This window comes from Paenibacillus sp. FSL P2-0089 (genome assembly GCF_038595095.1).
GTDB classification, from domain to species: Bacteria; Bacillota; Bacilli; order Paenibacillales; family Paenibacillaceae; genus Paenibacillus_AQ; species Paenibacillus_AQ silagei.
Genome location: NZ_CP152006.1, coordinates 1,504,429 through 1,529,826 on the forward strand (window position 1 = coordinate 1,504,429; position 25,398 = coordinate 1,529,826).

The 25,398-nt window shown below is 53.8% G+C and carries 19 protein-coding genes and 1 pseudogene; 17 read left to right on the top strand and 3 right to left on the bottom strand.

Going from position 1 to position 25,398, the window contains the following annotated elements:
• Positions 1-38 precede the first annotated feature (38 nt).
• Positions 39-1,076 carry a LacI family DNA-binding transcriptional regulator gene (locus NST69_RS06085; protein WP_342550089.1) on the bottom strand — a complete coding sequence of 346 codons (1,038 nt, stop codon included), beginning with the start codon at positions 1,074-1,076 and terminating at the stop codon, positions 39-41.
• A 317-nt stretch (positions 1,077-1,393) separates the two neighbouring features.
• On the opposite strand from NST69_RS06085, the gene NST69_RS06090 reads away from it, so the two are divergent.
• The 4 genes from NST69_RS06090 (at position 1,394) to NST69_RS06105 (ending at position 6,482) form a co-directional block, all read left to right on the top strand.
• Positions 1,394-2,926, top strand: coding sequence for a DUF5605 domain-containing protein (locus NST69_RS06090; protein WP_342548757.1), 1,533 nt, complete (start codon positions 1,394-1,396; stop codon positions 2,924-2,926).
• Between the two features lies 1 nt (position 2,927).
• Positions 2,928-3,965, top strand: coding sequence for a Gfo/Idh/MocA family oxidoreductase (locus NST69_RS06095; RefSeq protein WP_342548759.1), 1,038 nt, complete (start codon positions 2,928-2,930; stop codon positions 3,963-3,965).
• 180 nt (positions 3,966-4,145) lie between these two features.
• Positions 4,146-4,811, top strand: coding sequence for a serine/threonine protein kinase (locus tag NST69_RS06100; RefSeq protein WP_342548760.1), 666 nt, complete (start codon positions 4,146-4,148; stop codon positions 4,809-4,811).
• Between the two features lie 147 nt (positions 4,812-4,958).
• Positions 4,959-6,482: a glycoside hydrolase family 43 protein gene (locus NST69_RS06105; RefSeq protein WP_342548761.1), complete on the top strand. Its 1,524-nt coding sequence runs from the start codon at positions 4,959-4,961 to the stop codon at positions 6,480-6,482.
• 75 nt (positions 6,483-6,557) lie between these two features.
• Here NST69_RS06105 and NST69_RS06110 read toward each other — a convergent pair whose 3' ends face one another.
• On the bottom strand, positions 6,558-7,418 hold the full coding sequence (locus NST69_RS06110) for a helix-turn-helix domain-containing protein (protein WP_209875047.1): 861 nt from the start codon (positions 7,416-7,418) through the stop codon (positions 6,558-6,560).
• Positions 7,419-7,547: 129 nt separating this feature from the next.
• Here NST69_RS06110 and NST69_RS06115 point away from each other — a divergent pair, with 129 nt between their 5' ends.
• A complete protein-coding gene (locus tag NST69_RS06115) occupies positions 7,548-9,263 on the top strand; it encodes an ABC transporter substrate-binding protein (RefSeq protein ID WP_342548762.1) in 1,716 nt (571 codons plus the stop codon).
• 105 nt (positions 9,264-9,368) lie between these two features.
• Here NST69_RS06115 and NST69_RS06120 read toward each other — a convergent pair whose 3' ends face one another.
• On the bottom strand, positions 9,369-10,265 hold the full coding sequence (locus tag NST69_RS06120) for an AraC family transcriptional regulator (protein ID WP_342548763.1): 897 nt from the start codon (positions 10,263-10,265) through the stop codon (positions 9,369-9,371).
• A 350-nt stretch (positions 10,266-10,615) separates the two neighbouring features.
• Here NST69_RS06120 and NST69_RS06125 point away from each other — a divergent pair, with 350 nt between their 5' ends.
• From NST69_RS06125 to NST69_RS06180, 12 genes and pseudogenes are all read left to right on the top strand, one after another.
• The gene (locus NST69_RS06125) at positions 10,616-13,960 is read left to right on the top strand and encodes a DUF5107 domain-containing protein (RefSeq protein ID WP_342550090.1); all 3,345 of its coding nucleotides are present in this window, start codon (positions 10,616-10,618) and stop codon (positions 13,958-13,960) included.
• A 60-nt stretch (positions 13,961-14,020) separates the two neighbouring features.
• Positions 14,021-15,307, top strand: a complete 1,287-nt coding sequence (locus NST69_RS06130; RefSeq protein ID WP_342550092.1) for a cellulase-like family protein — start codon at positions 14,021-14,023, stop codon at positions 15,305-15,307.
• Between the two features lie 271 nt (positions 15,308-15,578).
• A pseudogene (locus NST69_RS06135) lies at positions 15,579-16,149 on the top strand (Rpn family recombination-promoting nuclease/putative transposase).
• Between the two features lie 111 nt (positions 16,150-16,260).
• Positions 16,261-16,746 carry a molybdenum cofactor biosynthesis protein MoaE gene (locus NST69_RS06140; protein WP_342548764.1) on the top strand — a complete coding sequence of 162 codons (486 nt, stop codon included), beginning with the start codon at positions 16,261-16,263 and terminating at the stop codon, positions 16,744-16,746.
• 19 nt (positions 16,747-16,765) lie between these two features.
• Positions 16,766-17,473: a DNA alkylation repair protein gene (locus tag NST69_RS06145; RefSeq protein WP_342548765.1), complete on the top strand. Its 708-nt coding sequence runs from the start codon at positions 16,766-16,768 to the stop codon at positions 17,471-17,473.
• A 107-nt stretch (positions 17,474-17,580) separates the two neighbouring features.
• Positions 17,581-18,072, top strand: a complete 492-nt coding sequence (locus tag NST69_RS06150) for a pyridoxamine 5'-phosphate oxidase family protein (RefSeq protein ID WP_342548766.1) — start codon at positions 17,581-17,583, stop codon at positions 18,070-18,072.
• A gap of 173 nt (positions 18,073-18,245) precedes the next feature.
• Positions 18,246-18,803: an RNA polymerase sigma factor gene (locus NST69_RS06155; RefSeq protein ID WP_342548767.1), complete on the top strand. Its 558-nt coding sequence runs from the start codon at positions 18,246-18,248 to the stop codon at positions 18,801-18,803.
• On the top strand, positions 18,785-19,969 hold the full coding sequence (locus NST69_RS06160) for a DUF4367 domain-containing protein (RefSeq protein ID WP_342548768.1): 1,185 nt from the start codon (positions 18,785-18,787) through the stop codon (positions 19,967-19,969). The genes NST69_RS06155 and NST69_RS06160 overlap by 19 nt, the downstream gene beginning before the upstream one ends.
• Positions 19,970-20,170: 201 nt before the next feature.
• Positions 20,171-21,520, top strand: a complete 1,350-nt coding sequence (locus NST69_RS06165) for an extracellular solute-binding protein (RefSeq protein WP_342548770.1) — start codon at positions 20,171-20,173, stop codon at positions 21,518-21,520.
• A gap of 200 nt (positions 21,521-21,720) precedes the next feature.
• Positions 21,721-22,683, top strand: coding sequence for a sugar ABC transporter permease (locus NST69_RS06170; protein ID WP_342548773.1), 963 nt, complete (start codon positions 21,721-21,723; stop codon positions 22,681-22,683).
• Entirely contained in the window at positions 22,680-23,525 is an 846-nt protein-coding gene (locus tag NST69_RS06175; protein WP_036725825.1) for a carbohydrate ABC transporter permease, read from the top strand. Before NST69_RS06170 ends, NST69_RS06175 begins: the two co-directional genes overlap by 4 nt.
• Positions 23,526-23,626: 101 nt before the next feature.
• Entirely contained in the window at positions 23,627-25,390 is a 1,764-nt protein-coding gene (locus NST69_RS06180; protein WP_342548775.1) for a sensor histidine kinase, read from the top strand.
• The last annotated feature ends 8 nt before the right edge of the window (positions 25,391-25,398 follow it).

Consider the following 25,398-nt stretch of genomic DNA (forward strand, 5'->3'; position numbering starts at 1 on the left):
CTCCTGTTTTTTTGCAAATAGGCTGTGAATGTAGCTTATTAATCCGCAGAGGGTTCGAGCCGCCGGCAGGAAGCTCTCTCGATCAAGAGGGTGTCGACTTTGACCTTGGTGCTGACTGCGGACTGCCGGTGAAGAGAAGCGGTGAACAGATCCACTGCCCATGCGGCCATCCGTTCTTTCTCTACATGTACCGTGGTCAGCTCCGGGGCTACAATCTGTGATTCATTGATATTATCGAAGCCGATGACGGATACATCCTCCGGGACGGAGAAGCCCAACTCGCTGAGCGCCTTGATCGCGCTAATGGCGATGTAGTCACATTCACAGAAGAAGGCGGTGGGAAAAGGCTGTCCGCTGTCCCTGAGGTGCTGCAGCTTGTCCCTTAACGGCCCCTGGGAGGAAAATAAAGTCGGCGGCACCGCCAGCATATTGCTCCGGGGAATCTCCACCTGCGCCTCCGCCATGGCGTCCATGAACCCGCGCTGCCGTTCCCCGAAGTTATGAATCCGCTCCTCGGATGCGATATAACCGATCCTCCGGTGCCCGTGGCCGGTCAGATAGGTCCCTGCCTGATAAGCCCCCATATAATTGTTGATCTCGACAAAATGGACAGGCAGCGCATCGAAGCAGGTGTCCAGCACGATCAAGCCGGGCAGCTTGTCCGCAATATCGGCTATTCTGGCCGCATCCAGGCTGGTCCCGAGCAGAATCACGCCGCTGGTGGGCTCCTCCATCACTGATTGAATGCCCTGCTCATAGTTCTTCTCTTCAAGCGCGGAGAACATCAGACTGTAGCCCCCCATCCGGCAGCGTTCCTCGATATGATGAATCAGCTCCCGGAAGAAGGGCTGCTGATAATACTCCTCATGAACCAGTCCGGCATTGGTGAACACCAGGAACCGCAGGGTGGTGGCGTTCGCTTCGGCGGCCGCTGCTCTTCCCCTGCCGGTGTATCCGTAGGTCTCCGCCAGGCGCAGGATTCGCCCGCGTGTCTCCGGCCCGACCCCCGGCTTTCCGTTCAGCGCCAGCGAGACGGCCCCTTTGGAGACCCCGGCCAGCCGGGCAAGCTCCTCCATATTCAATGACAAGACCTCCATTCAGCATCGTAGCTTAAGTATGTTTAGTGTAAGGGAAGGCGCTAATTTTAGCAATGAAGCGTAATTTGTATTTTTGTTTAGTTGTGTTTAGTGAATTTGTCATATCATCGAGGTTAATATAATAGTTGAATAAGCTGTTTTTTAGCTTGAATAAGAACGTTGACGATGGCGTGAAGGTGTTGTAGGATTGCTTTATAATAAATTTATAGTTAGTGATATTAGTTTTGTTTAGTTATTGTTTAGTTTGATGTTGCTATTTGTATATCTTAGGATTCATACAGAAGGGAGCAGGACTTATGGCTAATCCGAAGGAAGCAGGGCAGGCTGAAGCATTCCAGGGGAGGGTCTCCGTATCGGTTCCGGACAAGACTTCCCAGTGGGGTGTATGTGAAATTGTACTGCATGGAGGCCCTGCCGGGGGCAATCCGTTTACGGAGGTAGCGCTGCAGGCGGAATTTTCGATGGGAGAACGTTCGGTTCTGGCTCTGGGCTTCTATGATGGGGAAGGGGTATACCGGATCCGCTTCATGCCGGAGCATCAGGGGAAGTGGGCGTTCCGGACCAGCAGCAATGCGCCTGCGCTGCATGAGCTTGAAGGGGAACTGGAATGCACGGCTGCGGCAGGCGGGAATCACGGTCCGGTCCGGGTGCGGAATACCTTTCATTTTGCCTATGCGGACGGAACGCCCTATCTTCCTGTCGGCACGACCTGCTACGCCTGGACCCATCAGGGGGATGAGATGGAGCGCCAGACGCTGGACACGCTGAAAGCGTCTTCTTTTAACAAAATAAGAATGTGCGTGTTCCCGAAATCCTACTCCTATAACGAGAATGAACCGGAGTACTATCCCTATGAAGGCTCGGCCCGAGCAGGCTGGGATTACAGCCGGTTCAACCCGGCGTTCTTCCGGCATCTGGAGGAGCGGATTACAGATCTTGGGGAGCTGGGCATCGAGTCCGACCTGATCCTGTTCCATCCGTATGACCGCTGGGGCTTCGCGGATATGGGCAAGGAGGCGGATGACCGCTATCTCCGGTACCTTGTAGCCAGGCTCTCGGCGTACCGCCATATCTGGTGGTCGCTGGCCAATGAATATGATTTTATGAGAAACAAGGTGCTGGCTGATTGGGAGCGGTATGCCCACATTGTAACGTCGTATGATCCTTACGGGCACCTGATCTCTAATCATAATGGTATTGACTTCTATGACTTCAACCAGCCCTGGGTTACGCATTGCAGCATTCAGCGTGTGGATGCGTACAAGACCTCGGAGAATACAGATGAATGGAGACGGCGCTGGAATAAGCCTGTCGTGATCGATGAATGTGCATACGAGGGTAATGTCGAGCATGGCTGGGGAAATATTACCGGGGAAGAGATGGTCCGCCGTTTCTGGGAAGGCGCGGTCCGTGGAGGGTATGTCGGACATGGGGAAACCTATCTGCACCCGGAAGATAAGCTCTGGTGGGCCAAGGGCGGCCGGCTGTATGGCACGAGCCCTGAGCGGATTGCTTTTCTGCGCCGCGTGCTGGAAGAAGGACCTTCTGAGGGGCTGAACCCGCTGCCTTCGGAGTGGGATCTGCCCAGAGCCGGGGTGGAGGATGAATATGTTCTCTATTATTTCGGATTCAACCGGCCGAAGTTCCGCCAGTTCACGATGAACCCGGAGTTCCGCTATAAGGTGGAGCTGCTGGATACCTGGAACATGACGGTGGATGAGCTTGCGGGCAGCTATCAGGGAACCTTCAGGGTCGATCTGCCGGGACGGACATATATGGCGGTGAGAATGACGCGCCTGCACGATGAGCATGACTTGGAGGTTAAATAGGATGTGGAAGGTTGGTGTTGTGGGCGCAGGGTATTGGTCGGACAAGCATTTGCAGGCATGGCAGCGTATCCCCGGCGTTCAGATTCAAGGCCTGTGCGACCTGGATTCGGTTAAGCTGCACAGTAAGGGGGAGGCATACGGGATTCCCCGGGACATGCTGTACTCCACGCTGGAAGACATGCTGTCTTCTGCGGAGCTGGATATTATAGATATTGTTACCGCGCCGGATACACATCCTGAGCTGGTCGGACTGGCTGCACGGGCCGGGAAGCATATCCTGTGCCAAAAGCCTTTTGCCCGCTCCATGGAGGAAGCCTGTGAGATGGTGGAAACGGCCCGTGCAGCGGGCGTCCGGCTGATGGTTACAGAGAACTGGCGCTGGCTGCAGCCGATTCAGGCCATCCGCAAGCTTCTGGATGAGGGAGTGGCAGGACAGCTCCAGATGATCCGCTATATCCACACGGATTATTATTCACCGCGGTTTGCCCCGGAGCATGAGCTTCCGCAGCCGTTCTTCCGGGAGATGCCGAAGCTGCTGTTCTATGAGATGGGGGTTCACTGGTATGATACGTGGCGCTTTCTGTTCGGGGAGCCTAAGCGGCTATATGCGGAGACCCGGAAGGTCAGTCCGTATATTGCCGGAGAGGACGCCGGGCTGATCACCCTTGGCTATGAGGATTATATGGGCCTTATGGATATGAGCTGGGCCACCCGGCAGAATCTGCCCGGCCCGCTAACCCTGCCGGTGCTGCCGGACCATAAAGAGCAGCTGATTATTGAAGGCGATCAGGCTACAATTAAGCTGTACAGCAGCGGCACACTCAGCCTGATTGATAACGACGGGCTGGAGACTACGATTTCGGAGGACAACGGCCTTGATTTTGAAGAGAGCCATTACCGGCTGCAGTCGCATTTCATTGAATGCCTGGACACTGGGGAGGAATTCCAGACGAGCGGCGAAGATAATCTGAAGACGCTGGAGCTTGTATTCGGAACCTACCGAAGTGCGGAGGAGCATGAGGTCATTCATTTGGCATAGCTCTAAGGGGGCGGGGTCCACTATGGGCGATTGTACCTGATACCGTTGATTATACGAAGAGCCGGAGAGCTGTTGTCCGGTTCTTCGCCATGCTTACCGGCAAGATTGGCTGATCGCCGGGGAATAGCGTACACTGGGTGGATAGAGTCATTACTGAACTTAAGCTGCGGGGTGAGAAGGATGGACAAGCTGCTGGAGCAGATCACGGGCGAGCTGCTGGGTCAGGTTAATATAGAGAGCGTGAATCCGCTGGAGCCGGTGAAGGTCAGCGGTGTACCAAAGCCCTGGAGTGTGCTCGGAACCGGAAATTATGCGGCTGTCTTCTGCCGGCAGGGAGCCGAGGAATTCGCAGTGAAGATCTACGCGCCGGGCAGGCCGGGCATTGAGGAAGAAGCAGAGGTGTACTGCCGCCTTGGACAGCATCCGGCCTTCTCGGAGTGCTATTATGCCGGAGCGGATTTTCTGGTCCTCAAAAGGCTGGGCGGAGTCACCTTCTACGATTCCATGCAACGCGGCATTCTCATTACCGGACAGGCTATTGAAGACATTGACAACGCGCTTCAATATGCAAGGTCCCGCGGGTTGCGTCCGCATGATATCCATGCCAAGAATGTGATGCTCCGGGACGGGCGGGGACTGATTGTAGATGTCTCGGATTTCCTGAAGGATGACGACTGCAGCATGTGGGAGGATTACAAGCGGCTGTATTACCGGTTGTACCAGCCGGTGGCTTCCCGCCGGGTATTTCCGGTTCCCCGTCTGATTCTGGAGACGGTCCGCAGAGGGTACCGGTTATGGCGTCGGCGGAAGCAGAGGCGGAGCGGCTTCAATCATTTGAAAAGGTAACTATATAACATCTGTACGGAACTAAGCGCGGCCATGTCTGGATTTTGCTATTCCCGTGACTTGAAAGTGAAGGTTTGGCCGAGCGATTCCAGATATAATCGATATAGAACCTAGAATTCAATTGAAAATGGACAGGAGCGCGGCTTCATGCACTATACCAATCCCATCATATCCGGTTTCCATCCCGATCCCAGCATCTGCAGGGTAGGGGATGATTATTATCTGGTGACCAGCACATTTGAATATTATCCGGGCGTCCCTGTCTTTCACAGCAGGGATCTTGTCCACTGGCGTCAGATCGGCCATTGCCTTACAACACCCAGCCAGTTGCCGCTGGAGAATTCGTGGAGCTCAGGCGGAATATTCGCGCCGACCCTCCGTTACCATAACGGCTGGTTCTATATGGTGACCACGAATGTAAGCGGGATGGGCAATTTCTTCGTCAAAACACAGCATCCGGAAGGCCCCTGGTCGGAGCCCTATCTGGTTGCGCAGAGCGGAATTGATCCTTCCCTGTACTTCGATGAGGACGGGCGCGTATATTTCCAGTCCGCCATGGACGGCGGACAGGGGAACGGGATCTACCAGTGCGAGATTGATATCGGGACCGGGGAAATGCTGACCGGGAGCGTGCTGATCTGGACAGGAACGGGCGGCGCTCATCCCGAGGCTCCGCATCTGTACCGGAAGAACGGCTGGTATTATCTGATGATCGCCGAAGGCGGAACGGAGTATGGGCATATGGAGACCATCGCCAGAAGCCGCCAGCCTTACGGCCCGTATGCTGCTTGTCCCCATAATCCGATTCTGTCCAACCGCAGTACGGCAATCAGCATACAAGCCACAGGCCATGCCGATCTGGTTGAGGCACAGGACGGGAGCTGGTGGGCGGTGTGCTTAGGCATCCGTCCGGTCTCCTATCCGATGGGCCATCATCTGGGCAGAGAGAGCTTCCTGGCTCCCGTGACCTGGACATCCGAGGGTTGGCCGGTTATCGGGAACGGCGGCCACATCGAGCCGGTTATGGACTCGCCGCTGTTGCCGGAAGTCCGCTGGCCGGCGAAGCCCGTAAGAGACCATTTCGATGATACCCGGCTGGGGCTGGACTGGACTTTTCTGCGTAATCCGGCAGAAGGAAGCTGGTCGCTTGAAGAACGGCCGGGCCATCTCGTTCTGCATGGCCACGAGGCTACGCTGAATGAAGCCGCCGCACCTGCCTTTGCGGGCCGCCGCCTCAGCCACTTCACGGCCAATATAGCAGCAGAGCTGGATTATGAGCCGCAGCATGAAAGGGAAGAAGCCGGAATTGCAGTGTACAAGAACGAGAAGCATCATTATGAGCTGGTGATCCGCTCTGTCAGCGGGCGGAGAGCCGCCGTGTTCCGGCGGACGGTCGGTTCACTCCGGGTGGAGCATGTGGAGGAGTGTCCTGACGGGCCGGTCATCCTGAGAATCAAGGCGCTGCCCGGCAGCATAGAAGCCTCGGTTGAGTCACCGGATTCCGGGGTGATCGAGCTGGGGGCTGGAGAGACACATTATCTCAGCACCGAAATCTCAGGAGGGTTCACCGGGGTATTCGTTGCCATGTATGCAACGTCCGTGACGGGACAGGGCGCTCCGGCAGCGTATGACTGGTTCGATTATGAGCCGCTGGATCAGCCGGCGGTATAAGTTGTGAGCAGCAGTTCCTTGGGACATGCTGCTTTTTTTTGCGTTAAACGACGTATGGACCTGGCTGCTGCACAACTACTGCTGATTGCGGTAGGCCTTCGGGGACTTGCCGTACGTTTTTTTGAAGAGACGGGCGAAGTAGTTACTGTCATTAAATCCGCACCTATAGGAGATGTCTGTAATAGGGTGTCTGGTTTGCTTGAGCAGTGAGCATGCATGTTCCAGCCGGAGACGCTGAATATAAGCAATCGGTGTAGTCAGATAATACGCCTGGAATATCCTGTTCAAATGACGGACGGAAATATCCGATTTGGCGGCAATGGCATCAAGAGTAACCGGTTCATGATAGTGATCCTCAATATAGGAGATCGCACTGGCGAGGTGCATCAGGCTGTTGTCCACGCCCTTCTCCTGAATGTCATAATGTCTGGACAGATACACGACCAGCTCCATGAATTTGGAGGCGAGCATGGTCTGATAGCCGTGCTGCTTCTGTTCATATTCGGTAATCATGCCTGCCACAAGCGATGAGACAGCCTCCAGGCTGACGATGGGGAGGTTCATTTTGCTTTTATAGGCGTTAATGCTGCGGTAAAAGGGTTCTAAGACAAACAGCGCCTGATAGCCGTTCAGCGTTCTTAAGTCCGGTCCGGCCAGCTTAAGCATGCCTGATTTGTACATAATGTTGCAAATTCTGAAATCATAAGGGTCCTTATAGGCATGGGGAGTGCCGCCGTTAATCACGAATACATTGCCTTTCTTGATAAAAGCCTCTTCGTCGTTGACGATATGCGCAGCATGTCCGTTCAGCACAATGACAAGCTCGGAGAAGTCTGCATGCTGATGGAGGGAGGTGTCTTCTTCGTGCCCGCCATATTGGATAAAGAAAGGGAAATGCTCGTCAGTCGTGAACCAGTTCAAATATACATTGCTCACAAAGCTCCCACCTCAGAAATACGTATTTGTCTATATAATGCTAGTCTGCGACTTGAAAATCAAGGTTATCCGCCAAAGGTGACGCTAAAATATAACTGTAAACGCATTCAACCAAAGGGGATGAGACGGATGAAAAAACAAATGCCAAGAAGTTTAGGGATGGGTCTGCTGGCAAGTATGCTGCTCATTTCGGCAGGCTGCAGCAACAGCGGCAGTGCCGGAAATAACACAAAGAATATAACGAACGGAAATAACAGCGCAAATGATACAGCTCCCGTAACGTTTACCTTCTTTGGCGCCGATGCCAGTCCGAATTGGAACAGGATGGAGGATGATATCGGCAAGGAGATTGTTGCCAAAACAGGTGTTACCCTGAACGCGGAATATGATGTGGGCAGCGGAGGGGGACAGGACAAAATCTCAATGATGGCAGCCAGCGGAGAGTATCCTGATATGATCTATGCCAAGGGAGAGCTGGGCAAGCTGGTGGATGCCGAAGCCATTATCGACCTGACCGAGCTGATTGATAAATATGCTCCGAATATAAAGAAAGTCATGGATGGGAACATGAACCGGATGAAATACAGCAAGGATAATCAGGCGATCTATTCGATCCCGACGAATGTCGGCATTGATCAACAGAGCTTCGATGCGACGAACGGATTTCAGATTCAGCACCGCGTATTGAAAGAGCTTGGATATCCCGAAGTCCGGACGGTGAAGGATTTCGAGAATGTCCTCAAGGCGTATGTGGCTAAGCATCCAACGACGGACGGGCAGCCGACCATACCGCTGACCGTCAATGCTGACGGCTGGAAGATCATGATTACGGTGACCAACCAGGGCGATATCACCACCGGAGGAACCAATGACGGCGAATATTATGTGAACCCTGAGACGTACGAGACGATGCTGCATTATAAGAAGCCTGAAGAGAAGGAGTACTTCCGCTGGCTGAACCATATGTACAATGAAGGGCTGCTCGACAAGGAATCCTTTGTTCAAAAGGATGACCAGTACAAATCCAAAATCTCCAGCGGCCGGGTGCTGGGGCTTACCTCAGTGGAATGGGAGTATCAGGATGCGGAGAACGCCCTGAAGGCTGCGGGCAAAGACGAATATACGTACGCCCACTTCCCGGTTACGCTGAGTGAGGAGTACAAGGATCACGCCATGCAGTCTGTCGGAGTGGACGGCTACGGGATCAGTATCACCACGGCTTGTAAAGATCCGGTCCGCGCAATTAAATTCCTGGACTGGCTCTCCTCGGAAGAAGGCCAGGTGCTGAGAAACTGGGGGATCGAAGGCAAGCATTATAATGTGGAGAACGGGAAGCGCGTCATCCCAGCCGACATTCTCGATCAGAAGGTCAACGATGCAGCAAGTTTCACCAAGGCGACAGGGGTGGGATTGTATTCCACGCTGGGAGTCCGCTACGGGGACGGTGTGAAGGATTCTACAGGCAATTACTATACTACGAACTTCCCGGAACAGATTCTGGCCGAATATTCGGATGCGGAGAAGGCGAGTCTGGCTGCGTATAACGCAACAACCTGGAAAGACCTGTTCCCGGCGGAGGATGAATTCCCGGTCAAGGAATGGGGCGCGCTGTACAATATGCCGGTGCCGACAGATGGGGATTATCAGGTAATCTATCAAAAGACGCAGGATATCGTCCATAAAAGGATTCCCGAAGCCATCCTCTCCCGCACAGCTGATTTCGATAAAATCTACGACGATTTCATTGCGGAGCTGAATAAAGCGGGTGCAGAGAAAATGGAGAAGGAATATACGGAGCTGGTTAAAGCGAGAGTCTCGCTGTTTACCGGGAAGGAGATTGAATAGCAGAGCCGCTTAGCTTACGCGGCAGAGATATTCAGAGATATTCAAAAAAGGCATTTCTGCGGCTAAGAAATTAGCCTGGAAAGCCCTTTTCGTTCGAGTACAGATTCAGCCCTTCGGGATCTTCCGGTAGCTTGAAGGAGAGAACCCCGAAATCTTCTTGAACAGCCTGGAGAAGTAATAAGGGTCGTTGATCCCTATTGCGGAGCCGACCTCCTTAATGCTGAGCTCGGTGAGATCGAGCAGATGGCCTGCCCGCTGGATTTTGAGCCGCAGGAAATACCCGATCGGGGAGACCCCGGTCTCGGCGTTGAAGATATAGATCAGATGCTGCTTCGACACGCCGACCTGCTTAGCCAGCTCAGGCAGAGTGAGGTTGCTGCCCAGCCGTCCGTTCATATACTGGATCGCCTGTTCCAGATACGTCCCGCGTTTCTTCTCCTGCGCGGACGGGCCTGCCGTAATGCCGATGCCGGAGAGCAGCTGTCTGGCCGTCTGGGCGATGTGCACATGGGTAGCCAGGGCGTAGGTCCGCTCAGCCAGCAGCTCATAGGCAGGAACGAACCATTCGATGAGCCGGGCCTTGCCGCTCGGGGCCAGGGCGAGGGGAGCGCCCGACAATCCGAACAGCTTCACCAGCCGGTCGGCATGGCTTCCTTGGAAATGGAACCAGTAAATGCTCCATGGCTCTTCCTGCATGGCCCCGTACCGGTGCGGGGTGTGTGGAGGAATAATCACCATGTCCCCCGGCTGCATGGTCATCTGCTCCCCATGATTCAGCTCCACCCAGCCCTCCCCCGCTTCACACAAGATCAAGATATGCGACGGGCTGCCTTCCAGGCGTTCCCTGAAATGATAACGGGCATTCGGGAAATACCCAATGTCCGTAATGAACAAGGAGGCGGTCAGCTCCTCCTGTTCCAATTCCTTCATCCAGTACTCCGGCAGCACATACAGCTTCTCCTCCACAAACCCTTCCGGCTTGCGGATATGACCGTGATTCATGCCGCTTCCCCCTAACAGATAGTAGTTTAACAAGCTTACACAGAATAAGAATATAATCCATCACTTCCCGCATTTCGTCAATTGGAAACTCCCCGGCCAGCGGCTAGAGTAGAAGCATCAAGTCAAGGGAGGCAGTGAAGGGCATGAAGCGAGCAGCTAGTGGTTATACACCGGAGCTGGCCGGGAGTAACGCGAACAACAAGTACAGCGCAGACAGCGCAGACAACGCAGACAACGCAGACAACGCGAACAACACGCACAACACTGACTACGGTGGCAATGGGGACAATGCGGATAATGTGGACAACACGCACAACGCAGACCGGGTACAGGTACGGGAGACTAGTGTGATGATACCAACCTATGAAGCAGGCGCCGCTGATCCGAATCCCATGTTTCTGGAGAAAAGAGTCTATCAGGGAAGCTCAGGGCGTGTATATCCGCATCCCGTGATTGAGAGCATCTCGGATGTGAAGCAGGATAGGACGTACAAGCTGATTATTCTGGAGAACAAATATCTGCGGATAGAGATCATGCCGGAGCTTGGAGGGCGGATCTACCGGGCGCTCGACAAGACGAATAACTATGATTTTGTCTATTATAACCGCGTAATCAAGCCTGCTCTGGTCGGCCTTGCGGGTCCCTGGATCTCCGGGGGCATTGAGTTCAACTGGCCGCAGCATCACCGCCCGAATACGTTCGGACCCGTTGAATATAAGCTTGAGGCTGCTGCGGATGGAAGCGCTATCGTATGGGTGAGCGAGATTGACCGGATGTACGGGACGAAGGTTACGGCTGCATTCAGGCTCTATCCGGGTACCGCCTATCTGGAGGTCCATGCCCAGTGTTATAACCGGACGCCGCAGCCGCAGACCTTCCTCTGGTGGGCCAACCCGGCGGTTGCGGTGAATGATCAGACGCAGTCTGTTTTTCCACCTGATGTCACAGCCGTCTTCGATCATGGCAAAAGGGATGTATCGCGGTTCCCTATTGCTACCGGTACCTACTACAAACAGGATTATTCGGAAGGCGTGGACATCTCCCGCTATAAGAATATTCCGGTTCCGACCTCCTATATGGCCTATAAGTCGGATTATAATTTCGTCGGCGGATATGATCACGGCGTCCAGGCGGGGCTGCTGCATGTGGCTGATCATCATATCTCACCGGGGAAGAAGCAATGGACCTGGGGGAACGGGGAGTTCGGCCAGGCCTGGGACCGCCAGCTGACCGATGAAGACGGACCTTATATTGAACTCATGACAGGCGTGTACACCGATAATCAGCCTGACTTCACCTGGCTGCAGCCGTATGAGGAGAAGAGCTTCACCCAGTATTTCATGCCGTATAAGGGCATCGGTCTGGTGAAAAATGCCTCAGTAGACGCTGCGGTCAATCTGGAGGTTGATGCGGCATTGGCTCAGGCGGTGGTGAAGGTATACGTGACTTCACGGTTTGAACAGGCCATTATCCGGTTAAGCGGAGCCGCAGGCGAATATCTGCGGGAGACTGCAGATCTGTCTCCCGCAGAGGCTATAGAGCGTACGGTTATGCTGAACCATGGAGAGCAGGAGCATGACCTCAAGCTGACGGTTCATAGCGGGGAGGGCAGGCTGCTGGTCGCCTATCAGCCGAAGCGGCCGGAGATTGAGCGCATCCCTGGAGCGGCGAAGCCGCTGGCAGTGCCGGAAGAGCTGCGCTCAGCAGAGGAGCTGTACCTGGCAGGCCTGCATCTGGAGCAGTACCGGCATGCCACCTTTGAGCCGGAGGCCTATTATATGGAAGGGCTTAAGCGGGACAGCGGGGATATCCGGCTGAATGTAGCATATGGAACGCTGCTGCTCCGCCGCGGGCAATACGCGCAGAGTGAGCCGTTGTTCCGCCGCGCCATTGAACGTCTAACCTCGCATAATCCTAACCCGTATGACAGCGAAGCCTATTATCAGCTGGGGGTTGCTCTGCGCGGCCAGAACCGCTTGGATGAGGCTTTTGCCGCTTATTACAAAGCGGTATGGTCGGCAGCCTGGCAGGCTGCGGGGTATTTCTCGCTCGCTCAGATAGCCTGCCAGCAAGGCCGTTATGCCGAAGCGCTGGAGCTGGCGGAGCGTTCGCTGACCCGCAATACGCGTAATTATAAGGCAAGGAATCTCCAGTCTGCTCTGCTGCGCAGGCTTGGCCGGCTGCAGCAGGGGAGGAGATTCGCCAGTGAGACTGTGCAGCTTGATCCTGCTGATTTTGGCGCATACAACGAACTGGCCCTGGCCCTTGCAGCACTGGAGGACCCTGCTGCGGCAGAAGAGGCGCTGACAGAATTAGAACGTCTTATGCGTGGTGACGCACACAACTACCTTAATCTTATGGCGGATTATATGGACTGCGGGCTGTATGCGGAAGCTCTTGCTGTAGGGCGGAGGGCAGTCAAATGCGGAACACCCGAATCTGAAATCGACACCGACTCCGACTCCGTCTATCCGATGCTGCATTATGCCCTTGGCGAATGTTATGAGTGTACGGGACAAGATGAGCAGGCACGGGAGGCCCGCCGCCAGGGGCAAGCAGCCTCCCCGCTGCACTGCTTCCCGAACTCCCTGTCCGAGCTTGAATGGCTGTTAAGCGCCGTCCGGGCGAATCCCCTGTATGATAAGGCCTATTACTATCTCGGCAATCTCTATTATGACAAGAAGCGGCCGCAGGAAGCGGCGGCAAGCTGGGAACGTTCACGTGAACTGAGAGGGGATTTCGCCATCGTTCACCGCAATCTGGCCCTGGCCTATTACAACAAGCAGAACAATCCTGAGGCGGCGCTCGCTTCACTGGAGCAGGCCTTCGCCTATGCGCCGCAGGATGCGCGGATTCTGTATGAGCTGGACCAACTGCGCAAGAAGCTCGTGTGGTCCGCCGGGGAACGGCTGGAACATCTTGAAGCACAGCGCAGCCTGGTGGAGCAGCGGGATGATCTGTATATCGAATATGTAACGATGCTTAACCAGCTTGAGCGCTATGACGAAGCGGTTAGGGCATTAAGCTCGCGTACCTTCCATCCCTGGGAGGGCGGAGAGGGGAAGGTGACCGGGCAATACCAATTCGCCCACAGCGGGCTTGGCAGACTGGCACTGGAGAACGGGCAGTATGAAGCGGCGCTTGAGCATTTCCGGCTGGCGCTGGCCTATCCGCATAATCTGGGCGAGGGCAGGCTGGAAGGAGCGCAGGAGAACAATATCTATTATGCTCTGGGCCGGGTATACGAAGGACTTCAGCAGGACGAAGAGGCTGAGCGCTGCTACAGGGCGGCTTCACAAGGTCTGGCGGAGCCGGCAAGTGCGGTGTTCTACAATGACCAGCCGCCGGAGATGATTTTCTACCAGGGGCTGGCCTGGCTGAGGCTCCAGCAGCCGAAGGAGGCCAAGCGCCGCTTCAATCTCTTGATCGATTATGCCGAGCGTCATCTTTTCGATGATATCAAGCTGGACTATTTCGCCGTATCGCTGCCGGATTTCCTGGTGTTTGAGGATGACCTCAACCGGCGTAATGTCATACATTGCCGCTACATGCGGGGGCTCGGGCTTCTCGGGCTGGGCTGGTATGAAGCTGCGGCAGCGGAGCTTGATTCAGCTCTTGCCCTGGACCCTAATCATCAAGGAGCCGGGGTTCACAGACGGATGGCCGATAGTGCCCTGAACCGGGGACAACTCTAAACAGAAGGAGGACAACAGATTATGCATACAACAGGACGGCATAGGATTAGCATGGACAGTATGGATGCAGTGCTGAACAGATTGCCCCGCAAGCTTACTCTTACCATGTGGGATTTCTCCTGGTACACCATGACCTTGCGGGGCGAGCCTTATCATGATCTGGCGGCAAGATGCAAGGAGGCAGCCGACAGAGGATACAACACCATCCGGATCTGCGCCATGCCGTTCCTGTTATTCACAGCGGAAGGCAAACGCCCCGGACCGCTGCACTTCGGCAGTCTGGGGGAAGTGGGCCAGCGTACCCGCTGGTACAACTGCCGCGGCGGTGCCGAGCTGGACGGGCATGCGCATCTGCTGGAGCTGTTCAGGCAGGCCAAGGCGCACGGACTCTATATTATGCTGTCTTCCTGGGAATATCAGCAGAGCCCCAGCTTCCTGGCCTATCCCGCACTGCGTGATGAGCTGGCTGCAATTGCTCCCGCAGAGCGGTTCATGACCCTGGCCCGGTCGATGGACCAGCTCATCCGGTATATCAAGGCGGAAGGCTTCGCTGATCGAATTGTTTATGCCGAGCTGCATAATGAAGTGGAATTCGGGCAGCTTACCGCCGTGGGTACCGTGCAGGGAATCGGCGCAACCGATACGCCCAGGCTGGTGAAGGCCATGCAGCCTTATATCGAGGAAGCGGTAGAGTATCTCCGGGAACAGCATCCCGATGTTCTGATCACGGCCAGCTATACGCTGAACGAAGCTTATCCGAAGGCATATGTAGCCCGTAATCTGCAGGTGGCTCACTATCATCTCTATATCAAAGGCGTGCTGAATGAGCTTATGGACGCAGCGGGGTTGAATGATGAGGGGGTACCTTTTCCGAATACCTTTGTCTGGTCTATGCTGAGGGAAGATGCCCCGCCCTTCGGGGAATGGAACCTGCCCGCAGGGCAGGAGTGGCGGATGGAGGGCAATCCGGTCGGGATGAAGCTGATCTATCTGCATGATTGGGCCGACCCTGATCTATGGGATCTCTACCTGTATGACCGCTATGGAGCCCATAAGCTGGCGATGCTGCAAAAAGCGGACCAGCGGCTGGAAGAAGCGCAGGAATGGGCGGTACATTCGGGTCTGCCGGTGGTGATCGGCGAAGGCTATGTCGGCTATACCCCGCTGCTTGCAGGCTTCGAGGAAGGCCCGGTCGGGAAATTCATTGCCGAGTATGCGCTGCGTAAGGGAATGGCCCTGGGCTTCTGGGGCATGACGCTATGCTCCAACTGTGCGCCGCATCATCCGTTCTGGCAGGATGTGGCCTGGCAGCAGCGGTGGAACCGGTACATTCTTGAAGCAGAGTAGCGGAGCAGTGAAGCGGCGTAGTCAGCGCGGCAGACCGGCAGCTTGTCATGCCGCGTCCCTCCGGGGCGGACAGCCGTTCCGAAGTAACACGAGAGAGCGCATTGTCTTGGCTGTATGTTTTATAGAGCTTTGGGGACAGAATAGCAGTATATAGGGCCCAAAAGACTGGCTTTGTCTACAACGAGTAGTTCTGCCATGATATAATCAATGTATAAGAACGGCTGAGGGCAAACGGATCAACATCGAAATGCAGCTATTCAATCCATACAATATGGAGAAGCGGACGCTTTTCTACTGGAGTGAGATGTATTACCACCAAATTCAAAAAGGCGACGATGATCAATATACTGAACTACTCCTGTCTGCCGAATGACCGTCATCATAATGTGTTTCATCTTCGGGAAGATCACACTGGAATTTCTCTTAATAACGATCTTGAGATTCATGTGATGGAATTAACGAAGCTCGAGGAGCAGGCCGTTCCATTAACTGGTGGTCTGATCAACTGGTTATTATTCCTGAAGGGTGTTGAACAACCAAACTGGGAGGTGCTGACCATGCATGAGCCGATGCTAAAAAAAGCAATGGATACGCTGGAGTTCCTGAGTCAGGATGCCGCTACACGTATGGAATATGATGCCCGGATGAAGTATTTACGTGATGAGGCGTCACGAATGAATGGTGCTAAGGCTGAAGGGATTGCGGAGGGGATTGCTCAGGGTGCAATTCGAGAAAAAAGAGAAACTGCTCGAAAGCTCTTGGCGATGGGACATGATTTTGATTTTATAGTTAAACTCACCGAGCTTTCAGAACAGGAAGTTCAGAACCTGCGGAAGAATTAACACTCCATGGATAAACCGGTGAAACTCATATTTTTCAAAAGACTGCTCCAACTTGGGGCAGTTTTTTTGAAATATGAAATGTATATGTTTCACTCGAAAGGAAGTGAGCGAATGGGCCATTCGTTATTTGAAATTACAGAGTCCGCGATTATACCCGCTGAGGTATCCGATAAAGTTCTGCGCAGAGAGGCCGGGGCGATTACCCTATTCATTGGGACGGTGCGTGAGTTCACACAGGGGAAGAAAACCTTGTATCTTGAATATGAAGCATACCCGTCCATGGCTGTAACGCAGCTGAAGCGCATCGGGCAGGAAGTGCTGGAGCGCTGGCCGGATACGAAGGTTGCAGTCACCCACCGGATCGGCAGGCTGGAGATTACCGATATTGCCGTGGTTATCGCAGTCTCCTCGCCCCACCGTAAGGCTGCCTATGAAGCGAATGAATACGTGATTGAGCGGATCAAGCAAATCGTCCCCATCTGGAAAAAAGAAACCGGCGAGGACGGCAAAGCGTGGATTGGCGACCAGCTGAATCAGAATGCCTACCCTGAGGGCCGTCCGCTGCTGCCGGATATTCCGGTGGAAGAAGAGAGGTAGCTAAAAGGAGGAACGTTCAATGAATGCAGAACAAGTGATGCAGGAGCTTGAAGCGCTTGGCAAGGAACGGACCAAGAGGATGTATACCGCAAACGGCGCACGGGAGCCGCTCTTTGGTGTGGCTACCGGTGCAATGAAGCCGATCTTCAAGCAAACCAAGATCGATCAGGCACTGGCTGAGGAGCTGTATGCTACAGGTAATTATGATGCAATGTATTTTGCCGGGATCATTGCCGACCCGAACGGGATGACGGAAGCGGATTACAACCGGTGGATGGACGGGGCTTATTTCTATATGCTGTCTGATTTCGTGGTGGCTGTAACCTTGGCTGAAGCAGATATTGCCCAGCAGGTGGCGGATGAGTGGATCAGGAGCGGAGAGGATCTCCGGATGTCGGCAGGCTGGAGCTGTTACTGCTGGCTGCTGGGAAGCCGCCCGGATCAGGAGTTCCAGTGCGACAAGCTGGCCGGGATGCTGGAGCTTGTGGGTAAGACCATTCATGACTCCCCGGAGCGTACCCGGTACTCTATGAACAATTTTATGTATACCGTAGCCGTGTCCTATTTACCGCTGCATGATCTGGCATGTGAGACGGCGGAGCAGGTGGGTCCGGTCGAGGTGGACGAGGACAAGCCGAAGAGCAAGCTCATCAGCGCTTACGATAATATTATGAAGGCTGTCGGCAAAGGACGGACCGGCTTCAAACGCAAACATGTGAGATGTTAGTCCACAAGGATTGGTGAACATCCGGTAATGCTTCGACGCTTCTGGTTAATAAATGCTATGCATTTGGATAACCTATTCCCTATCCTGGAAGAAAAGAGGCGGTAAAGATGTCAACTACACACCATAGTCACGAGGAAGCCGTGGAGACGGTCCGCAAGCTGATCAAAGGTATTGATATGGCTATGCTTACCACGATCTCGGAGGAAGGGCTGGTCTCCCGGCCTATGAAGACACAGGAGGTTGAATTCGACGGAGACTTGTGGTTCCTGACCAAGAAGGATACCAGCAAGTTCGGGGAGATTCTGTATGACCCGCGCGTGAATGTCGTGTATGCCGATAAGTCCTATGTCTCCATCCGTGGAACGGCTGAGATTGTAACCGATGTGAACAAGAAGAAAGAGCTCTGGAGTGCAGGGTACGATACGTTCCTGAAGACCAGCTATGACGACCCGGCTGTGATTCTGATCAAGGTCCATGCCGAAGCCGCCGAATACTGGAAGAGCGGCAACCTGGCCGAGAAGGCAGTATACATGTTCAAACGGATGACGGGACAGGACACTGACGGGCTGAATCTGAATCAGACTGTCGAGCTGGAATAAAGTAGACAGACAGACGGTTTTGGAAGCTTACAGGTTCATAGGTTCTGCAACGGAGAGATCAACAGAATTCATCTGGGGGTCTCTTTTTTTGGTGTGGAGCCGGAAAAAGATAATTGTCACATTACATACGGCTCATGTGTTATATCTATATGATTTGCAGAAAGGAGATTATCGTGGACCCTATCGAAGAGAAGATTAGAAGGATACAAGACGGGGAAGGAGGCTTGTACTCGGACGTGATCAGGCTATACCAGCAGCGGATTTACCTCTATTGCTATCGCTTGCTGAATAACAAGGAAGAGGCGGAAGACGCGGTACAGGACATCCTGATCAAGGCCTACCAGAATATCGGGCAGTACAAGCCTCAGGCAGATTTTACCTCATGGCTCTACAAGATTGCTTATCATCATTGCCTGAATCAGCTGCGGCGGCAGAAATACCAGCAGCAGTTGCGGAAGCTGCTCGGGCAGAAGGTTACGGAGAAGAGCGCCGAAGAAATGGCCCAGAACCGCCTGTTCAGCGAGCCGGTCTCGGCTGCTCTGAGGAAGCTGGATGTGGAGGACCGGAACTTGTTGATCCTGCGGATTTTTGAAGATAAATCATTTGCGGAAATCAGTGAAATTCTGGGTGTGAGTACGGCTACCGTACGCAAAAGATATGAACGGACCAGGGAAAAACTTAAAAAAGCGATTGAGAGAAAGGAGAAACAATTATGGGCAAGCGTGAATTAACTCCAGTGGAGCAGTTTCTGAAGGAGGGAGACCGTTCAGCACATTGGAACACCGTTGATGTTCATGAACCAGTAATGAAGGCGCTCGGGCTTGAGGGGGCATTGACTGCTGAAGAAGACGAGACCCTGCTTCAGACCCTTCCGCCAAGCGGAGAGGCACCTAAAGTAATGTGCAGAATGGAAACAAGAACCGGACGGAGACAGAAGCGGATGCCGGTGAAGGGCTGGGCGGCGGCGGTCCTGGCACTGGTCTTGCTGGGCGGCGGCTATACCCAATTCTCCGGCAAACTCCAGCAAGGAGCTGAAGCCCAGAGTTCGGGTGAAGTCCGGCAAGGGGCCGGAGCCCAGTATAAGGTGCTTCCTTATCAGCCGCTTCCGGCGACGGCTTCCGGCGGAACGCTGATTGAGAAGGCGAAAGAACCCTTGAAGCCTTATATTCCAGAAGCACAGCCGGGTATAGAGTATGAAGCCAACCAGAAGCTAAGTATTCTCTATAACCAGAAGTATTCAAAAGGGGCAGAGCTTATGAAGGAACTGTTGCTCCCTGGAGAGTATGCCACCTATGTAATTACGCGTGAAGACGAGGAGGGAGAGGGGAGTATGAACATGTATCGCCCGCCCCTCACGTTCAAAGACTATACCGCGTATAAGACTAGTGTAGAGGAGCACAACGCTCCTGTCCTGGAGCAGCCGGCGTATCTGCCGGAAGGGTATGCCCTGGACGAGGCAATCATCAAGCCTTCTTTCTTAAAAGTTCCGGATGTGCAGGAGCTGGAAGGCGGAGACGAGAGAGACCTGGGAGATAACTTCCAGTTGTCCTGGAGAGTGGAGAAGGCGGAGAATATTGACTACCCGTATTCCTCACTGGTATACAAGAAGGGAGAGATTCGGGTGAGAATAGGTGTGTCGCGTGTGGATGACAACCAAAACCCGGCTGATCCGCTCTCGTGGAGTGAACATACAAAGATGGAAAATATAGAGATCAAAGGCAGACAGGCCATTTTTTCGGATGATTCCGACAACAAGGAGCTTGACTTGGGGTATAAGTATAAACTGGTCTGGTCTGCCCCCGAAGCGCAGATCATCTATTCCGTGGCGGTTGGCCAGGAGAATTCGGAGTTGACCAAGGATGAGCTTATCGCCATTGCCGCCAGTATGATGAAATAAGTAACGCAGAGTTGACACTCAGGGCTGTTTCGCTATCTTAGGATAGCGGAGCAGCCTTTGAACGTTTTTTGCAGATCTGCAGGATGGCATATTCGTAAGATTTTATAAGAATTCGTGCATTGCTCTCCTATGAACTTCAATTCCATATTGTTACTATAGCAATGTAGCAAGAGAATACAGATGCATACAGGAGGGTTAAAGATGTTGAAATGGAAGCGTTCTCTTTCGGTCCTGGCGATGACAGCGATATTAGGTACACTGGCTGCCTGCGGCGGCGGAGGGAATAAAGTAAACAATGCAGGAGGGGCTACAGAAGCACCTGCCAGCACCAATGCTGCTGCGACGGCTGCTGCAACTGATGCACCAAGCACCAATGAGCCGGTTAAGCTGCGGATTATGTGGTGGGGCTCCCAGCCGCGTCACGAAGCTACCCTGGCGGCCCTGGAATTGTACACGAAGAATAATCCGAACGTAACCTTCGAGCCGGAGTATTCCGGTATGGACGGTTATCTGGACAAATTATCCACGCAGGCTGCGGCCAACAACGCACCTGATGTTGTTCAGCTTGACCCGGGCTGGATGCCGGACTGGATGGCCCGCCAGCAACTGGCCGACCTGGCTCCTGAGGTGGATGTAAGCAAATTCGACGCGAAGCTGCTGTCAGGCGGCCAATTGGACGGCAAGCAGTATGCCGTTCCGCTCGGCTCGGTGGCCTTCGGTATGGTATATGATAAAGCCGCTATGGATAAGCTGGGCATTGCGAATCCGGCTAACGGCTGGACCTGGGATGAGTTCTTCGCCCTGGCGAAGGAATCCAAGTCCAAGCTGCCGAAGGGACAGTATTTCACCCTCGACTATGCAGGTAACTATTTCATGTACTCGGCGTATCAGTATGCCAAAGGCAAAGGGCAGGTTATCACGAATGAGGGTCATTTCAACGTGGATGAAGCCACGTATCTGGACTGGACCCGTAAATTCGAAGAGCTGCGTAAGGAAGGGCTGGTTCCTCCGGCGGATGTGAATGCCTCCGATAAGGAAAATGATCCGCAAATGGATCTGCTCGCAGCAGGCAAGGTGCTGTTCCGTTACAGCTTCTCCAACAATCTGGGAACCTGGGACAGCATTAAGCCGGGAGCCTACGCACTTGTAACCATGCCGCGTGCCGAAGAGGCCGGAGGCTGGCTGAAGCCGTCGATGTACATGGCGGTCTCCAAGAACTCCAAGCATGCTGAAGAAGCCAAGAAATTCATCAACTGGTTCGTGAATGATGCTGAAGCGGCCAATATTACCCAAACCTTCCGCGGTCTGCCGGCCAACAAGGATAATGCGGCCCTGCTGGAAGCGAACATGAGCGATCTGGATAAGGTAGGCTTGGCTCTGCTCCGTGCTACGGAGCCGGATGGCCAGACCTGGTCGGCCGGAGCCGGCGGCTGGACGAACTTCATCGACAAGGACTGGGTACTTGTCCGCGACCAGCTCAGTTTCGGCAAGTCTACACCAGAAGAGGCGTTCAAGCAGCTGAAGGAAGCCTCGCTATCCTACGAGAAATAATTTATGTACAGAAGCCCGGGACAGCAATGTTCCGGGCTTTATCTTTTTGAAATATCGTTTCCACTTGGAACGCGGTTATACTCGTGTTTTCGAATTAATCGTTATATTTTGAAAGAATTCGAGCATTGCCCTCCTTTAGCCGGAGTGTGGCCCAATACTATACTTAAGCTATACAAATTGACCACAAGAGGTGACCACAGATGAACCGCTCCACAACCACTTTAGCCGAAGCCTCGCCAGCGCCGAAAAAAAGCTCCTATTTCAAAAGCCGGTGGAACGCTCCGCTTGCAGGCTATTTGTTTATTTCGCCCTGGCTGATCGGGTTCCTGGTACTGACGGCGTATCCGTTGTTCTTATCCCTGTACTATTCGTTTACCGACTACACCCTGATGCAGCCGATGAAATGGATCGGGTCCCGCAATTACGAACGGATTTTCACCGCAGACCCCAAATTCATTCAATCCGCCAAAGTCACGGTCATGTACGTGCTGGCCTCTGTGCCCCTTAAGCTGATTGCAGCCTTGCTGGTGGCCATGGTACTCAGCAGAGCGGTCAGAGGGATCAGCGTCTACCGCACAGCGATCTATTTCCCTTCTCTTATCGGAGGGAGTATCGGGGTATCGCTGCTCTGGCGCAACATCTTCGGGGTAGACGGGATTTTTAACAAGCTGATTGCCGTCTTCGGCATCGAAGGGAAAAGCTGGATCACCAACCCGGACACCGCGCTTGGCACACTGATTCTGCTGACCGTCTGGCAATTCGGCTCCACCATGGTTATCTTCCTGGCAGGGCTGAAGCAGATTCCCAATGACTTGTATGAAGCTTCCTCGGTAGACGGGGCGAACAGGTTCATTCAATTCTTCCGCATTACACTGCCTATGCTGTCGCCGATTCTCTACTTCAACCTGATTATGGCCGTGATCAACGCTTTCCAGATGTTCACCTCGGCCTTCGTGATTACGAATGGCGGACCGATGAACGCTACATATGTATATGCCATGTATTTGTACGAACGGGCCTTCAGCCGGTACGAGCTGGGCTACGCTTCTGCATTGGCCTGGATTATGCTGGTCGCCATAGTGGCCGCAACACTTCTGATCTCCTACACCTCGAAGTACTGGGTATTCTATGAGACTGACACTGGAGGGAAAAAACGCAAATGACAACTTTGAATTGGAAGCCTGCACTCCGGCATGTGTTCATGATTCTCTTCAGCTTCCTCATGGTCTATCCGATTGTATGGTGGATCGGAGCCTCGCTGAAGGACAGCACCGAGCTGAGTTCACCGGGAATCTTCCCGTCCGTCCCGCAGTGGGAGAACTTCACCAAAGGCTGGAACTCAGTTCCCGGACATACGTTCACTGATTTCTACCTCAACACCTTCTGGCTGGAAATTATGGTGCTGATCGCAACGCTGTTATCCTGTACGCTGGTTGCCTTCGGGTTCGCCAGACTGGATTTTCCGCTGAAGAAATTCTGGTTCTCGATTCTGATGCTGACGCTGATGATGCCTGGTCAGGTGCTGATCATTCCCCAGTACGCCTTGTTCCATCAGCTGGGCTGGGTGAACACGTATTTGCCGTTTGTCGTTCCCCATCTGCTGGCGGGCGGGGCCGGCGGAAGCTTCTTCGTCTTCCTGCTGATCCAGTTCATCCGCGGCGTGCCCAAGGAGCTGGACGAATCGGCCAAAATCGACGGCTGCTCCTGGTTCGGAATTTTCTGGAGAGTGGTCATGCCGCTGGCCTTCCCGGCGGTCGTTACGGTGACGATCTTCTGCTTCCTGTGGAACTGGGATGACTTCCTGGGACACCTCCTGTACATCAACACGGTAGACAAATACACGGTGGGCCTTGCGCTGCGTATGATTAATGACTCCCAGTCTGCAGCCGAGTGGGGCCAGCTTCTGGCCATGTCGCTTGTCTCTATTGTTCCGGCAACGCTTGTGTTCACCTTCCTGCAAAAGTATTTCGTGGACGGGATTGCGACAACAGGCATAAAGGGATAAGATGTAAAAAAACATCCGTCCGATAACGGTAAAGCGCCTGAGCCTTATTCGACGCTTTACCGTTTATTTCTTGTGAGCCGGAGGCGAAGGAAGGGGATCACTTGACCAATCCTTTTAAAAAGTACAGGATCGACCGTCTGTTTTTTCACAGCTTTGCCATTATAATTATTCTGGTGATAGCGGTTACGGCTTGGACCAGCTACAGCAATTCCTCCAAAGCCCTTGTGCAGACCACCTCCCACTATCAGCAACGGCTGCTGGATGAGTTGAACAATGAGATTACCACCCGGCTGGATATGATTGAGCAGATCTCACTGTCCACCTCACGGGACAACGAGCTGACGACCTTTCTCTTGAACAGGCAGGATGATTTCGAACGGTACCGCAAGCGTATAAGCGTTGAGAGTGCGCTCGGCAATCTAACCTATGCCATTCCGTTAATTCAAGGGATTGACCTCTATATGGATCAACCGATGCCGAGCAGCGGGCAGAGCTATATTCAATTCCGCAATATTCGCGATCTGGATAAGCAGTCCTGGGCCAGGAATCTGGTGAAAAGCGATTTCGCCTGGTCGGGGGAACATTCCATTCCCAGTGTGCAGGGAGACATTCCGGTGCTTAGCTTCGCCCGGAAAATCATGAACGAGAACGACTATCTTGGTGTGCTTGTCGTTCATATTAAAGCCAGGGAAATCCGTGCGCTGCTGACCGGCAATTCCTCCGGGTCGAACCGGATCATGGCGGACAGCGCCGGCAAGCAGATTCTGAGCATCGGGGAGACGCTGGAGCAGAGCGAGTGGTCGAAATGGATCGACCTCAAGAGCAACAAATCCGGCTATGTCCACATTCCCGGCGATAAGGATACCGGCAATACGCTGCTGGTCTACTCCAGAATGGATAATTCCATCTGGACGCTGATTGAGTTCACCTCCTGGAAGCAGATTACGGCAAGCAGTCTGGAGCTGGCGGAATGGATCGGGCTGATCGGGATTGGAGCGATTCTGCTGGTCCTGCTATTGACGCATTATCTGAGCAGGCAATTCTCCAAGCCGATTAAGCAGCTTGTAAGCGCTATGAGAATATATTCAGTCGGCGGGCACAAGGAGGAGCTGCCAAGCGACTACGAGAATGAATTCGGTTATTTATTCTCCGGCTACCGCAAGCAGACCGAGCGTATCGAGGAGCTGTACCTGTCGCTGGAGCGGCGGTATGAGCAGCAGCGCAAAGCGGAGATTGAGGCCTTGCAGGCCAATATCAATCCCCATTTTCTCTACAATATGCTGGACCAGCTCAACTGGATGGCCATTGAGGCCGGGCAGGATGAGCTGAGCCGGATTCTGGAGCTGATGGGCCAGATGTTCAGGATCGGCTTATCCAACGGGGCGAGCTTCATCATGGTATCGGAGGAATTACAGCACATCCAGTGTTATCTCGAAATCCAGCAGCTCCGCTGGGGCGACGGTCTGGAGTACACCATCGAGGTGGAACCGGGGCTTCAGGAGGCTTATCTTCCCAAGCTCACCCTGCAGCCGTTCGTGGAGAATTCCATTGTGCACGGCTTCAATAAGCAGCGCAGCGGCCATGTCTCGATCTCCTTAACTAAGGTAGAGGAGACGCTGCAGATTATAATTGATGATAACGGGGCAGGCCTGAAGCAGCCGGAGGCGCGGCCGCACAGGCGGCATACCGGCGGCTATGGCATACGGAATGTGCGAGAGCGGATTGCCGGATATTTCGGAAATGACTATGGGGTTACGCTGAAGGAACGTGAAGAGGGAGGGACCCGGGTAGAGATTGTTCTGCCGCTGCTCACAGAGGCTCCGGCACAGATACTGACTGCTTCTCTCGCTGCGAAGGAAGGCTGATAAGGCTG

Coding starts and splice junctions, on each gene's coding strand:
- NST69_RS06085 (WP_342550089.1), bottom strand. CDS start 1,076: ATGGAGGAGCTTGCCCGGCTGGCCGGGGTCTCCAAAGGGGCCGTCTCG.
- NST69_RS06090 (WP_342548757.1), top strand. CDS start 1,394: ATGGCTAATCCGAAGGAAGCAGGGCAGGCTGAAGCATTCCAGGGGAGG.
- NST69_RS06095 (WP_342548759.1), top strand. CDS start 2,928: ATGTGGAAGGTTGGTGTTGTGGGCGCAGGGTATTGGTCGGACAAGCAT.
- NST69_RS06100 (WP_342548760.1), top strand. CDS start 4,146: ATGGACAAGCTGCTGGAGCAGATCACGGGCGAGCTGCTGGGTCAGGTT.
- NST69_RS06105 (WP_342548761.1), top strand. CDS start 4,959: ATGCACTATACCAATCCCATCATATCCGGTTTCCATCCCGATCCCAGC.
- NST69_RS06115 (WP_342548762.1), top strand. CDS start 7,548: ATGAAAAAACAAATGCCAAGAAGTTTAGGGATGGGTCTGCTGGCAAGT.
- NST69_RS06120 (WP_342548763.1), bottom strand. CDS start 10,265: ATGAATCACGGTCATATCCGCAAGCCGGAAGGGTTTGTGGAGGAGAAG.
- NST69_RS06125 (WP_342550090.1), top strand. CDS start 10,616: ATGATACCAACCTATGAAGCAGGCGCCGCTGATCCGAATCCCATGTTT.
- NST69_RS06130 (WP_342550092.1), top strand. CDS start 14,021: ATGGATGCAGTGCTGAACAGATTGCCCCGCAAGCTTACTCTTACCATG.
- NST69_RS06140 (WP_342548764.1), top strand. CDS start 16,261: ATGGGCCATTCGTTATTTGAAATTACAGAGTCCGCGATTATACCCGCT.
- NST69_RS06145 (WP_342548765.1), top strand. CDS start 16,766: ATGAATGCAGAACAAGTGATGCAGGAGCTTGAAGCGCTTGGCAAGGAA.
- NST69_RS06150 (WP_342548766.1), top strand. CDS start 17,581: ATGTCAACTACACACCATAGTCACGAGGAAGCCGTGGAGACGGTCCGC.
- NST69_RS06160 (WP_342548768.1), top strand. CDS start 18,785: ATGGGCAAGCGTGAATTAACTCCAGTGGAGCAGTTTCTGAAGGAGGGA.
- NST69_RS06165 (WP_342548770.1), top strand. CDS start 20,171: ATGTTGAAATGGAAGCGTTCTCTTTCGGTCCTGGCGATGACAGCGATA.
- NST69_RS06170 (WP_342548773.1), top strand. CDS start 21,721: ATGAACCGCTCCACAACCACTTTAGCCGAAGCCTCGCCAGCGCCGAAA.
- NST69_RS06175 (WP_036725825.1), top strand. CDS start 22,680: ATGACAACTTTGAATTGGAAGCCTGCACTCCGGCATGTGTTCATGATT.